Source organism: Bacillus sp. BB51/4 (assembly GCF_008368845.1).
GTDB classification, from domain to species: domain Bacteria; phylum Bacillota; class Bacilli; order Bacillales; family Bacillaceae_G; genus Bacillus_A; species Bacillus_A wiedmannii.
Genome location: NZ_QOSC01000007.1, coordinates 112449 through 126369, shown reverse-complemented (window position 1 = coordinate 126369; position 13921 = coordinate 112449). Strand labels below are relative to the sequence as shown.

13 protein-coding genes are annotated in these 13921 nt (G+C 36.1%); 8 read left to right on the top strand and 5 right to left on the bottom strand.

From position 1 onward, the window contains the following. Positions 1 to 112 precede the first annotated feature (112 nt). Positions 113 to 1078 carry an ABC transporter substrate-binding protein gene (locus tag DN392_RS08470; protein WP_000673898.1) on the bottom strand — a complete coding sequence of 322 codons (966 nt, stop codon included), beginning with the start codon at positions 1076 to 1078 and terminating at the stop codon, positions 113 to 115. 172 nt (positions 1079 to 1250) lie between these two features. Between DN392_RS08470 and DN392_RS08465 the strand changes: the two genes are divergently transcribed. Genes DN392_RS08465 through DN392_RS08455 form a run of 3 tightly spaced genes read left to right on the top strand, consistent with a single transcriptional unit; the run spans position 1251 to position 4144 of the window. Next, a complete protein-coding gene (locus DN392_RS08465; RefSeq protein WP_000925209.1) occupies positions 1251 to 2255 on the top strand; it encodes a FecCD family ABC transporter permease in 1005 nt (334 codons plus the stop codon). Next, on the top strand, positions 2252 to 3310 hold the full coding sequence (locus tag DN392_RS08460) for a FecCD family ABC transporter permease (protein WP_000760037.1): 1059 nt from the start codon (positions 2252 to 2254) through the stop codon (positions 3308 to 3310). Before DN392_RS08465 ends, DN392_RS08460 begins: the two co-directional genes overlap by 4 nt. Positions 3311 to 3322: 12 nt before the next feature. Then, a complete protein-coding gene (locus DN392_RS08455; protein WP_064449793.1) occupies positions 3323 to 4144 on the top strand; it encodes an ABC transporter ATP-binding protein in 822 nt (273 codons plus the stop codon). 32 nt (positions 4145 to 4176) lie between these two features. Here the strand turns inward: DN392_RS08455 and DN392_RS08450 are convergent, their stop codons facing one another. Next, entirely contained in the window at positions 4177 to 4908 is a 732-nt protein-coding gene (locus DN392_RS08450) for a class I SAM-dependent methyltransferase (protein WP_064449792.1), read from the bottom strand. Between the two features lie 213 nt (positions 4909 to 5121). On the opposite strand from DN392_RS08450, the gene DN392_RS08445 reads away from it, so the two are divergent. From DN392_RS08445 to DN392_RS08430, 4 genes are all read left to right on the top strand, one after another. Beyond that, complete coding sequence (locus tag DN392_RS08445) at positions 5122 to 6312, top strand: glycine C-acetyltransferase (RefSeq protein ID WP_048567109.1); 1191 nt, start codon at positions 5122 to 5124, stop codon at positions 6310 to 6312. Between the two features lie 44 nt (positions 6313 to 6356). Then, positions 6357 to 7322 (top strand): L-threonine 3-dehydrogenase, encoded by a 966-nt coding sequence (locus DN392_RS08440; RefSeq protein WP_000723139.1) that lies wholly within the window; start codon positions 6357 to 6359, stop codon positions 7320 to 7322. 112 nt (positions 7323 to 7434) lie between these two features. Next, entirely contained in the window at positions 7435 to 7977 is a 543-nt protein-coding gene (gene pyrE / locus DN392_RS08435) for an orotate phosphoribosyltransferase (protein ID WP_033658910.1), read from the top strand. After that, entirely contained in the window at positions 7964 to 8386 is a 423-nt protein-coding gene (locus tag DN392_RS08430) for an NUDIX hydrolase (protein ID WP_064469989.1), read from the top strand. Before pyrE ends, DN392_RS08430 begins: the two co-directional genes overlap by 14 nt. Before the next feature lie 39 nt (positions 8387 to 8425). Here DN392_RS08430 and DN392_RS08425 read toward each other — a convergent pair whose 3' ends face one another. From DN392_RS08425 to DN392_RS08415, 3 genes are all read right to left on the bottom strand, one after another. After that, a complete protein-coding gene (locus DN392_RS08425) occupies positions 8426 to 10309 on the bottom strand; it encodes a vWA domain-containing protein (RefSeq protein WP_064057367.1) in 1884 nt (627 codons plus the stop codon). Between the two features lie 3 nt (positions 10310 to 10312). Beyond that, positions 10313 to 11206, bottom strand: a complete 894-nt coding sequence (locus tag DN392_RS08420) for an ATP-binding protein (RefSeq protein ID WP_000892965.1) — start codon at positions 11204 to 11206, stop codon at positions 10313 to 10315. 127 nt (positions 11207 to 11333) lie between these two features. Beyond that, the gene (locus DN392_RS08415; protein ID WP_000743057.1) at positions 11334 to 12863 is read right to left on the bottom strand and encodes a cardiolipin synthase; all 1530 of its coding nucleotides are present in this window, start codon (positions 12861 to 12863) and stop codon (positions 11334 to 11336) included. A gap of 389 nt (positions 12864 to 13252) precedes the next feature. Here DN392_RS08415 and DN392_RS08410 point away from each other — a divergent pair, with 389 nt between their 5' ends. After that, positions 13253 to 13594 carry a hypothetical protein gene (locus DN392_RS08410; RefSeq protein WP_061673506.1) on the top strand — a complete coding sequence of 114 codons (342 nt, stop codon included), beginning with the start codon at positions 13253 to 13255 and terminating at the stop codon, positions 13592 to 13594. Positions 13595 to 13921: the final 327 nt, after the last annotated feature.

The window sequence follows — 13921 nt, the reverse complement described above, 5'->3', positions numbered from 1 at the left end:
TATTTACTTTTATAATATAACATATTGGGAATAAAAATACAAAATGAAATAATGTGACACTTCAGTGAAATGAAAAAACCAGCTCCGTAGAAGGGAGCTGGTTAGAGGTGTATTATTTAACAAAGCGTTTTTCAATGTCATCTAGTAGTAGGTTAGCAGCCATTACACCACCAGCTGTATTCCAAATAACGTCGTCAACTTTGTATGCTTTTTCATTCTTTACTGCATTTAAGTTTTTAAATAGAGGATCATTGATATATTCTTTTTCTAATTCAGAGCCTTTTTTCTCGTTGCCTTTATCGAATGTGAAGTAGAATAATACATCACCATCCATTGCAGAAATACGCTCTTTAGATACATTGCGTTCTGCGAAATCATCTTTGTTTTGATCTCCAGGACGTTTAAATCCAAGTTCTTTTAAAATAACACCAGAGAATGTATCGCCATGATAAATACGAACATCACCAGGCATGAAGCGAACCATAGAGATTTCTTGATTTACTTTATCACCTAGTTTGGCTTTTAAATCTTTCATACTTTTATTGTAATCAGCTAAAACCTTTTGACCTTCTTTTTCTTTATTTAATGCTTTCGCATAAAATTTGAAGTTGTCTTTCCATTCACCACGTAGCGTCTCAGAGAACACAGTAGGTGCAATCGCTGTTAGTTGCTCATACACTTTTTCGTGACGCATTTTGTTACCGATAATTAAGTCTGGTTTTAAAGAAGCGATTGTTTCCACATTCACTTGTCCTTCATCACCAACAACTTTTACATCTTTCATTTTATCTTTAATATGTGGATACCATGGATCACCAGTCCAAGATTTTACAGCCCCAACTGGTTTCACACCTAGTTCAAGTAAAGCTTCAGTTCCTTCATTTGTTAAAATAACTACACGTTTTGGATTCGCAGGAACTTCTGTTTTACCCATTGCATGTTCAACCGTAATCATTTCTTTTTTCGTATCTTCTTTTGTTTCTTCTTTCGTATTTGATTTTCCACAAGCACTTAAAAGTAGTGAAAAGGCTAGTAAAAATACAAATACTGTAAACGATTTCTTTTGCACGAATTTCATTATGTACCCCCTACATACTGAGAAGTTTTTTCAATAGCAAGCATGATATTAAGCTTTTATCTTTTGATTGTCAATACATATCAATGAAAATAGTTCTCATTATCGTTGACAATGAGAATTAAGTTGAAATACACTTACAACGTATCATTATACATTGAAGGGGAAACGCTGCATGTTATTAAAAACAAATCAAGCAAAATGGATTGGGTTATTTGTTGGAATCATTGCAGTAATTACTTGTATTTGGGGAAGTATTATTTTCGGATATACAAATACGAGTTGGAAATTAGCGTTAGATGCTTTTTTTCATTTTAATGGTTCCAATGAACATATTATTATTCAAAATGTGCGTCTACCAAGGGCATTAATTGCAGCTAGTGTTGGTGCTAGTTTAGCCATTGCAGGTTGTCTTATGCAAACTTTAACGAAGAATCCACTTGCTTCTCCAGATTTTATTGGATTAAATTCAGGTGCTGCTTTCTTCATAGTTGTAGCAATTGTTATTTTTTCCGTAACATCATTATCAGCTTTCACGTGGATTGCCTTTTTAGGGGCAGCAGTTGCAGCTGTACTTGTATTTGCTTCTAGTTCTTTAGGAAAAGAGGGGACGACGCCTCTTAAGTTAACTTTAGCAGGGGTGGCAATTAGTGCATTATTTTCATCATTAACACAAGGATTACTTGTTTTAAATGAAAAGGCGCTTGAAGAAGTATTATTTTGGCTTGCCGGATCTGTGCAAGGGAGAAAGTTAGAAATTTTACAATCTGTATTCCCGTATTTATTAATAGGCTGGATTGCATCTCTTATGATGGCGGGGAAAGTAAATACGTTAATGATGGGGGAAGATGTTGCGAAAGGACTTGGACAACGAACAATTTTAATGAAATCATTCGTGTTACTTATTATTGTACTGTTGTCTGGTGGTTCAGTTGCGGTTGCTGGTCCCATTGGGTTTATAGGAATTGTTACTCCGCACTTTGCTAGATTTCTTGTTGGAGTCGACCACAGATGGAGAGTGCCGTATAGCGGATTATTAGGGGCAATATTATTAATCTTGGCTGATATAGCAGCAAGATATGTCATTATGCCACAAGAAGTACCAGTAGGGGTTATGACAGCATTTATCGGGGCTCCATTCTTTATTTATATTGCACGTAAGAGAGGGCTTAGCAAATGAAGAAGTATATCCCGTTTCGAATAGGAAAAGACGGATTCTCATTTTTAATGTATAAACGAGCTTGTATCGTCTTAGTAAGTTTATTAGTTGTTTTAATAGGATTGTTTTTTGCGAGTGCAGGCATGGGGGATATGAAGATCGCTCCTTATGACGTATGGCAAGCGATTATCGGAAATGGCGACGCAATGTCAAATATGGTTGTAAATAAGTTTCGTATGCCACGTATTTTAATTGCCATTCTTGTAGGAATTGCGCTTGCTATAGCAGGCTGTATTTTACAAGGGCTCGTTCGAAATCCACTTGCTTCTCCAGATATCATCGGAATTACAGGTGGTGCAAGTGTCGCAGTTGTACTCTTTTTAGCTATATTTAGTGATAAAAACAATGCGCTAACCGTAAGCATTCATTATATGCCGCTCGCAGCCTTTGCTGGGGCAACGATTGTAGCGCTTTTTGTATATTTATTTGCATGGAGAAATGACGGATTATCACCGATTAGTCTTGTTTTAATTGGAGTTGGTTTTTGGGCGTTAACGAAAGCGGCAACGACTTTGTTTATGTTGTTAGCGCCTATTTATCAAGCGAGTCAAGCGAATGTATGGATTACAGGTACTGTTTACGGTTCTTCATGGCAAAATGTTATGGTACTTGCGCCGTGGGTTCTCATCTTAACGGTAATATCATTTATAGCTGCTAGGCATTTAAATGCGCAAGAGCTAGGGGATGATATTGCGGTAGGACTTGGTGTTCCTTTAACGAAGTCACGCGTATTCATGTTATTACTTAGTACAGCTTTAATTGGCGGAGCAGTTGCCTTTGCCGGAGGAATTGGATTTGTCGGTTTAATGGCACCTCATATTTCACGAAGACTAGTTGGTTCTTTATACGGTGCATTACTCCCAGTTGCGGCTATTGTTGGTGCAATTTTAGTACTTGCTGCAGATTTAATCGGGCGTACAGTTTTTACCCCACTTGAAATTCCAGCAGGGGTATTTACATCAGCAATTGGTGCACCTTATTTTATTTATTTACTTTATAAAAGTCGGAATTCATAAAGGGAGATGAATATGCAAAAAGCATTGGAGACGAAACGTTTGACGCTGTCTTATGGTGAAGCAATTATTATTGATGAGTTGAATTTAGAAATTCCAAAAGGCGAAATTACAATCTTTATCGGTTCTAACGGTTGTGGAAAATCAACTTTATTACGTTCACTAGCTAGATTATTAAAGCCAACAACTGGTGACATTTTGCTAGATAATCAAGCCATTCAAAGTATGCAAACGAAGCAAATTGCTCGTCAAATGGCAATTTTGCCGCAAGGACCGCAAGCGCCAGAAGGACTTACAGTATTGCAGCTTGTAAAGCAAGGGCGTTATCCATATCAAACATGGCTGAAGCAATGGTCAGAAAAAGATGAAGAAATGGTACAAAAAGCACTTGCAGCAACAGGTATGACAGAATTTGCTGAGCGTGATGTGCATGCTCTTTCAGGTGGACAACGTCAACGTGCTTGGATTGCAATGACGCTTGCACAAGATACAGATATTATTTTACTGGATGAGCCTACTACATATTTAGATATGACTCACCAAATTGAAGTGCTAGATTTATTATTCGAATTAAATGAAATAGAACAAAGAACAATTGTTATGGTATTACACGATTTAAATTTAGCATGCCGCTATGCAGACAATATTGTAGCCATTCAAGATAAACAAATATATGCACAAGGTAAGCCGGAAGAAGTAGTAGATGAGAAGCTAGTACGTGATGTATTCCGAATGGAGTGTCAAATCAGTACGGATCCATTATTTGGGACACCACTTTGTATTCCGCATGGAAAAGGAAGACGTGTACGTAAAGAGGTTGCTCAGGCAATGAGTTAATGAAAAAAGACGATGAGGATTCATCGTCTTTTTTATTTTTCGCAAGAGAATAAGAGGAAGAGGGGAATTCGTAAACGTCGTTCATATTCTTCTTCGCTCTGAAAATAAGTTTGATTTGGTGTAGCTTCTTTTAAGGATGTAATTGTAAATCCGGCTTGTTGTAACAATGTGAAATACTCTTCTGTTGTGCGATGATATTTAATAACATCCTGGTCAATCCATGGTTCAACCCGTTTGCCTAGTTTAAAATAATCATCGACGAGCCAGCTAGTTCTTTTACCACTCATTTGTAAGCTTTCAAATGAAGAGGTAATAACGGGATGTTGAACGCTAAAGGTAAAGGTTCCATTTGTTTTTAAAGTTTGAAACACATTTTGAAAAATGATATCAAGATGTTCAATATAATGTAAAGCGAGTCTAGATGTTACTAAATCAAAAGTGGAAGAGGGATAGGTATAATCTTTGAGGTTTATAAAATGAACAGATCCATTTTTATTTTCTAGTTGTTTTTTAGCTTTTTCATACATAAGCTGAGAGCCTTCAATACCGGTGTAAGAGGAGCATCCGTTTTCTAATAATTCCTCGCCAAACTTAGCATCACCATAGCCTAAATCGAGGATTTGCTTTCCTTTAACATCACCAATGAGTTGAAAGAAGGCTGGTTTTTCAAGTGATTCATTTGGGCTATTTTCTCGGTATCTTCGTTTCATATATTGTTCAAAAAATGCTTCGTTATTATATACATCAGATTCAGTAAATGCCATGATTGAAGCCCACCTTAAATATTTTTTTATTCTACCAAATATGAAAAGTAAATGATAGATTTCTTGTAATGAATCATATATAATCTAGAATTGTAAGCGGTTACTTTAAACTATTTTTCTATAATAAATTCTGAAAACGTGTTAAGCTAGTAGAGGGATTATTAGAACTATTAAGACAATAATCCGCTTACATGAACGATGGGAGGCTTCACAATGTCTAGTAAAACACTTGCGAAATTTTTAGAAGAAAATTTAGAGGATTTAAAAGCAAAGGGGCTTTATAACGTAATTGATCCGCTTGAGAGTTCAAATGGACCGATCATTACAATTGGCGGAAAAGAATATATTAACTTATCTTCAAACAACTATCTTGGGTTAGCAACAGATAGCCGTTTGCAAGAAGCAGCAATTGGTGCAATTCATAAGTACGGTGTTGGAGCAGGAGCTGTTCGTACAATTAACGGTACTTTAGATTTGCATATTAAATTAGAAGAGACAATTGCAAAGTTTAAACATACAGAAGCAGCAATTGCTTACCAATCAGGATTTAACTGTAATATGGCAGCGATTTCAGCCGTTATGGATAAAAATGATGCGATTCTTTCAGACGAATTAAACCATGCTTCTATCATTGATGGTAGTCGTCTATCAAAGGCAAAAATTATTGTTTACAAACATTCTGATATGGAAGATTTACGCCAAAAAGCAATCGCGGCGAAAGAATCAGGTCTTTACAATAAATTAATGGTAATTACAGACGGTGTCTTCTCAATGGATGGAGATGTTGCAAAATTACCAGAGATTGTTGAGATTGCAGAAGAATTAGATTTAATGACATATGTAGATGATGCACACGGTTCAGGTGTACTTGGAAAAGGTGCAGGAACTGTAAAGCATTTCGGTCTATCTGATAAAGTTGATTTCCAAATTGGTACATTATCAAAAGCAATTGGGGTAATTGGTGGATATGTAGCAGGGAAACAAAACTTAATTGACTGGTTAAAAGTTCGTTCACGTCCATTCTTATTCTCTACAGCATTAACACCAGCTGATGCAGCTGCATGTATGCGATCAATTGAAATTTTAATGGAAAGCACAGAGTTACATGATCGTTTATGGGAAAATGGCCGCTATTTAAAACAAGGGTTAAAAGAACTTGGCTTTAACATTGGAGAAAGTGAAACGCCAATTACACCTTGTATTATTGGTGACGAAGTATTAACACAAGAATTTAGTAAACGTCTAAATGAAGAAGGCGTATATGCAAAATCTATCGTGTTCCCAACTGTAGCTAAAGGAACAGGACGCGTTCGTAATATGCCTACAGCAGCTCATACGAAAGAAATGTTAGATGAAGCAATTCGTAAGTATGAAAAAGTAGGGAAAGAAATGGGCATTATTTAAGTAACGACATCTTTTGAATAGCTTGCAAATGAGGAGTGGGGAAAATGAAAAAAATTCTAGTAACCGGTTCTTTAGGGCAAATTGGTTCTGAACTAGTAATGAAACTTCGTGATGTATACGGTGCATCAAATGTTATTGCAACAGATATTCGTGAAACAGATAGTGAAGTAGTAACGTCTGGTCCATTTGAAACGTTAGATGTAACAGATGGACAAAAACTACATGATATCGCAAAGCGTAATGAAGTAGATACAATTATTCATTTAGCAGCTTTACTTTCAGCAACGGCAGAAAAAAATCCGTTATTTGCTTGGAATTTAAATATGGGTGGACTTGTAAATGCATTAGAAGCAGCTCGTGAATTAAACTGTAAGTTTTTTACGCCAAGTTCTATCGGTGCATTCGGTCCATCAACACCGAAAGATAATACGCCACAAGATACAATTCAGCGTCCTACTACGATGTATGGGGTAAACAAAGTAGCAGGAGAATTACTATGTGATTATTATCATCAAAAGTTTGGCGTTGATACGCGCGGTGTACGTTTCCCAGGTTTAATTTCTTACGTAGCTCCTCCAGGAGGCGGAACAACTGATTATGCAGTTGAAATTTATTATGAGGCGATTAAAAAAGGCACATACACCTCATACATTGCAGAAGGAACATACATGGATATGATGTATATGCCAGATGCTTTACAAGCGATCATTTCATTAATGGAAGCTGATCCAAGTAAACTTGTGCATAGAAACGCGTTCAATATTACAGCAATGAGCTTTGAGCCAGAGCAAATCGCAGCATCAATTCGTAAACACATTCCGACGTTTACAATGGATTACGCTGTAGATCCTGCTCGTCAAACAATCGCTGATAGCTGGCCAAACTCTATTGATGCAACAGCAGCAATGAAAGAGTGGGGCTTTAAAGCAGAATACGATTTAGACAAAATGACAACGGACATGTTGGCTAAGTTAAAAAAAAAGCTCACAGCTGAGTTAGTGATGAATTAATAGAAAAGGTCGATTCTTAGGAATCGACCTTTTTTATTCGTATTTTAGGAATATGCAAAAAAATACAAATATGATAGAATGAGTTAATTTGTGTGTAAAGGGGAGACAGAGAATAGAGAAATGGGAGTTAGCAAAGGGAATTTACAATACGTCGCGTTTAACGGGAACATTTAAGCTTCGATCAGGACAAGTATCAAATCAATACTTTGATAAGTACTTATTTGAATCTAATCCAGTACTGTTATTAGAAATTGCTAAACAATTGAAAGAGCTCATTCCTCCTGAGACAGAAGTACTCGCAGGTTTAGAGATGGGCGGAATTCCAGTAGCAACAGCATTATCTTTACAAACAGGTATACCTGTTGTATTTGAAAGGAAAGAAGCGAAGAAGTATGGCACATGTAAGTTGGCAGAGGGTGTTGATATTACTGGGAAGAATGTTTGTGTTATTGAAGATGTTATCACGACAGGTGGTCAAATATTATTAAGTACGAAAGATTTAAGAGAACTAGGTGCGAAAGTCCATCATGTTCTAGGCGTGATTGAACGAACGAAAGAGGGAAAAGTAAACTTATTAAAAGATGGCTTACAGCTACATTCTTTATTTACAATGGATGAGTTAATTGAAGGAGAAAAGGAACATGCAAAGAGTTGACGTCGTATACGCACTAATACATGATGAAGAAACAGATAAAATATTAATGGTACATAATGTAGAACAAAACGTTTGGTCATTGCCAGGCGGGGCTGTTGAAAAGGGTGAAACGTTAGAGGAAGCTCTAGTAAGGGAAGTAAAAGAAGAGACAGGTTTAACGGTTCTGGCAAGTGGACTTGTTGCGATCAATGAAAAATTCTTTGAAGAATCAGGGAATCATGCGATACTTTTTACATTCCGAGCAAATGTAGTAAAAGGTGAACTGATTGCGGAAGATGAAGAAGAAATTTCTGCAATAGAGTGGGTGAATCGAACGATCGCAAATGAACGATTCCCATTCTACGATGGCGGATTCGAGGCATTATTAGAAGTAGCCATTCCATATAAGTTTCAATCAGAAACAAAGTGATTGAAAGAAAAAAACAGGAGCGAAAACGCTCCTGTTTTTCTATTCAATCGTCTTCAGTAGTAACTTTTTCAATAGTGGTTTAATCTTCAGACGTAAATCTTCAGCATGATTTGCAACTAAGAAGTGATGGTTATAAATGTTCTTCATTAATTGATAAGTGGCTTCTTTCGCTTCGCCTTCTTCGATGAAGATTCCGATTACTTCCATACCACTTTTACGAGCAAGTTTGACAGCTTCATGCGTATCTAAAATACCGTCTTGTTGATAGTCTAGCGCAGAAGGCTCACCGTCTGTAAAGACAAGTAAGAATTTATGTTTTTCTGGTCTTTTTGCAAGTTTTTCAGAAACGATACGAATAATATATCCGTCGCGGTTATCTTCTTCTTCGCGAAGCTGCATAATTTCTGGACCGACGTTTGGTAACGTTGAGTTTTTATACGTTACAACTTCATGGATAACGTTCGGCTTATCTTCAGGCTTAGCACTAGAAGCATCTTCCCAAAATCCGCTAATAGCGTGCGGGATTTTTAAAGATTTCAACGCTTCATGGAATAGGACCACACTCTTTTTCGTTTCTTCCATCTTGTTATACATAGAACCAGAGCAGTCCACTAGTAATTGGAATGCAACGTCAAGTTCTTGTGATTCTTGTCCTTTTTTATAAAACATGCGCGGCTGCTTTTCAGTATAAATACGAAGGAATTTCTTACGAAGTCTTCCGTAATATTTATCACTATTTGCATTCGTTTTATTTTCAATCGTTTTTTCGATAATTTTCTTTAATTCTTTTACATCTTTATTAACGACTGATTTGATAGCTTGGTAATCCTTTTTTTCATCAGGATTTGATTTGCGAGCTTCTTTAAATGTATGAGAAGCACCAACGTTATACTTACCGTATGCACCCTCGTTTTGGCTAGAAGCGTGTGAAGCTCTTGCTTCTTCTGTATCAGCGCCATCAAAGTTGGATTGTGTACTCTTTTGAGAAGTACCTTGTACAGAACCAAGTGCTTGGTCGCCATCTTCTGATTCACGAGCAGTATCGCCCATCATGTTTGTTTTTGTTCCGCTTTCTAATTCAAAGCGTAAAAAGTTCTCGTTTTCGTTATTTTTATTTTCACGATGCCATGTGGAGAAACTTTCATCCATTTTGTTCTTATTTTCATCGTCATCTATGAGCTGCGTATCATCATTTGCTAAATCTTCGACGCGACAGTTCTTTTCGTCTGCAATGACAGATAAATAAAGCGGAGCATGTCCGAAATAATTATTAAGCATATCACTTTCAAGAAGTCCTTCTAAACGATAGCGAATTTTTTCAACGATATACATAATGTCTTCTGTATTACGAGCTTGGAATGTTTCATGCAAAATTGCTTCAATTTGCTCGAAATATTCATTATTAAACATTTCATATTTATCGCTCGTTATTGAAAGATAGCAGAGACAAAATAGACGATCACCGTGATAGTTACGAACACGATTGATTTCATTTTGTGAACCAAAGTAATTGCGATACATTTCTTTTCTTCTTTTAAAAACATGCTTTGTGCCAGGGCGTAAGTTTTTTACGATTTCCTCAACACGTAAATCTTCTAATAGAACAAATAATTGTGTTAAAAACTTTTTTAAGGGTGATTCTTGTAATTCAATCGCATAAGAACGAATTAAAGTCATGTCCGAGTAATGTTTATTACCAAGTGCTTTTAAAAACACTTCGCTTTTTAATCCGATTACTGTATCCTCTTCTTTTCGATCATCCCAAAAGTGACTAATGACAACCTTTTTTTCAATTTCGTCGTAGTATGCTTTATAGCCATACTCAAGGTAGGCATCGTCTTCTTTTAGAAGAGCATACATTAAGTTTTCCATTTGTAGAAACAGCGACGCATCAATTTTTTTGTCACTAAAAATTTGTCTCATGAATTATCCCTCAAAGAAATAACTTTCTGCTAATTCACGGACAGTCATTTGTTCTGTTTCATCGTTTAATTTTGCGATAATACTACGTTCAATTGCACGCATAACAGGAATATATACACCTAAATCACATGCGTCGATAATGCCACGAATACTTGCTGCTTCTTCACTTACACGTCCATCACGAGCTAATGGCATAAGGTCGCTTGCAAATGCAACGAACTTTTCAATTGTTGCAACATCATTTAATTTTGATTCAGATAGTAATAGTTCTTTTAATGTGTCACCTTGAATGTATGGAACTTCAATAATAACGAAACGGTTTTTTAATGCTTCGTTTAGTTCACTTGTTCCAACGTAACCTTCATTAATTGCTGCAATTACACGATACTCGTCATCGCCATATACAACCTCTTGTGTAAATGGATTTGTAATCATTTTGCGGTAATCTAATGCACCGTGAAGAAGTGGTAACGTTTCAGGTTTTGCCATATTGATTTCATCAATATATAGGAAATGACCGTTCTTCATTGCTTTCATAAGAGGGCCGTTAACGAATGTAACTTCAGATGCGCCATCTTTCGTTTGTAGTGTGTTGTATCCTAAAATACCTTCTACATCTAGGTCAACAGAACAGTTAATGCTATGCATTGGTTTTTGGAATAAAGAAGAAAGAGTTTCAGCTAGTACTGTTTTACCACTACCAGTCGGCCCTTTTAATAGAATGTTTTTGCCAAGAAGAAGCGCTGTAATAGCATCTTCAATAATGCTGTTATCAGATGCTTTATATATTTTCTTTCCAATTAAATGTGCATTTTCACCAGCTTCTTGTTTATTTTTTTCGTGAATGGTTGAGAGCTGTTGTTTTAAATCAGCATGTATATGAAATTGTTCTAACATGTATTTCCCACCTAACATTATTTTCATAAAGTAATACATCTTATGATAACTTGTTTTAATATGGTATGCAAAGAAAAGGAGAGAGGAGAAATGGAAAAGAAAAAGCAATCAATATTACATTGATTGCTTACAGTAAAGGAGAAATGAGTCGCATGAAAGACTCTAATATTCGTTTTTTGATACTTCTTTTTTGGAATGCGTTCCATTTAATTTCAGTGGAATGCTTAAAGTCGTCTTCAAAATCATGTTTAATATCATGAACGGTTTCTGATTCATATAGTACGCTAATAAGTTCATAATTTAACTCAAAGCTGCGTACGTCCATATTTGCCGTTCCAATTGTCGCGATCTTATCATCAACGAGTACAATTTTTGCATGCATAAAACCATCTTTATAACTATAAATGGAAGCACCAGCTTTTAAAAGCGGAGTGAAGTAGGACTGAGATGCTTGATCACTAATAATACTATCACTTTTACCAGGATATAAAATGCGTACATCTATGCCAGATATTGCACTTAAACGTAATAATGTTAAAGTTTCTTGATCTGGAATAAAGTAAGGTGTAGCGATCCAAATCGATTTTTTTGCAGATCCCATAACAGCTAATAATGTATTGCGAATGCTTTTATCATCTGAGCTAGGCCCGCTGGCTACAATTTGCACAGCACCTTCTGCACTTGAAATTTCTTTACCTGGGAAGTATTGTCTATTCATAAATTGATCCCAAGAATAAGTATTCAATCCACTAGAGGCATAGAGCCAATCTTCTAGAAAAATTGCTTGTAATTTATATAACGCTTTTCCTTCTATTTTTAAATGACTATCACGCCAAACGGGAAATTTTTTTGAACGGCCAAGATATTCATCACCGACGTTGAGTCCACCAGTAAAACCGATTTCTCCATCTACAATAACGATTTTTCGATGGTTACGATAATTGACAGTTTCAAGTAACCAAGCTGAAAAAATAGGGTCAAATTCTACAATTTCAATACCAGCTTCTTTCATAGGTTTTAAAAAGCGTCTTCTTAACGTATTACTTCCGAGTCCATCATAAAGAAAGCGTACAATAACACCAGATTTTGCTTTTTTTATTAAAGCATCTCGAACTTTCGTACCAATCTCATCAGATTTATAAATATAGTATTGAATATGTATGTGATGTTTTGCTTGCTCGATAGCTTGCAAAATTTCTGAGAATGTTTGATCTCCATTTGTTAAAAGTTTTGTCGTCGTTCTATCTGCGGCAGGCCCGCCTCCAAATTTTTGTACGACTTCTGTTAAATGTACAGAACGTTCATGTAAGGGGACTGTGAGTGCTAATTCTAGTCGTCTTCCTTCTAATATTTCACGGAATAATTTTCTTTGTTCTTCTGAACGATGGAGATGTTTTTTCCTTCTCCAACGGCTACGACCGAAAATAGAGTATAAAAGCACCCCTATAACGGGAAGAAGTGCTAATACTAAAAACCACGCTAAGGTGCTTTGAGGAGACCTATTTTCGATGAAAATAACGAATGAAATTCCTATGATTGTGATGGACCAGAGAGCGCCGACAAATGTATATAACGAAATAAATGATGTATTTAATAGGAAAAGAACGATAGATATAATTACAAATATTGATAGTAATTGAACGATAGGCTTCTTCATTTCTATAAAATTCCTCTAATCTTTCTTAAGTATAGACTTCTTATATAAAAAGGTATAATCCGACATTCTTATTATAAAGTGTTTTGTTTTTTTTACAAAATATAGACATTTTCCCCATGCTTTCCGCATTTGTCCTACATACATTATACTGTGACGTTATTATCCAGCTATTTGCTGGTTAATAAACAGTATAGGAGGGACAAAACCCTTGCCCTTTATATAGGAAAGGGGATAACCATATCATGGATTTGTAGCAGGTGCATGATGAAGACCAGGATATAGTTATCTTTATTACGCGGATTCTTCTTAATTATATAGGTTACTAACAAGGTCCGTACTATCCATACAATACCTATTAAGATGAGAAAATGGAAAAGGAGAGGGGAAACATGAATTATATAGAAAATAACGGATTGTATTATCGTAATCATCATCCTCATGGAGGGCACAACCATAACGGCGGACATCACCATCATGGAGGGCACAATCACTATGATCATCACCACCCTCACGGAGGCGGATGGGGCTGGGGTGGCGGCTCATGGGGCGGCGGATTTTTCCCAGGAAGTTTTGCTGGAGGCGTGTTAGGTGGACTTACAGCTGGCGCATTAACGGGTGCAGCAAGTGGAGGCTACTATCCAGCACCGTACCCAGTAACTTATCCAGCGCCATACCCAGCACCATATCCAACTCCATATCCGGGGTATCAGCAAATACCATATCCGTATTAAACTAAAAAAGAGGCTTTCCTCTTTTTTTAGTTTAATAAAGTATTTATAAAATATTTCCAAAATAAAGGTGAAAATATGTTAATATTTTGTTATTGTAATTCAAAAACATATATACTAATTTTAACTTTTATATTATTATCCGTGAATAGTTGTATAGTGTGCTCGAAATTCTATTTCGCTAGTAAAGTAAAGAGGTTAGATATGAGCGGGATTAATAGGGAATAGGCATTGTATAGAGCTAGCTATAAAGGAATGTAAGAGAATGAATTATAATAAAGTAAGCTAATTATAGCGATAAGAAACTACTGTTTATAATTGAAATGGTAT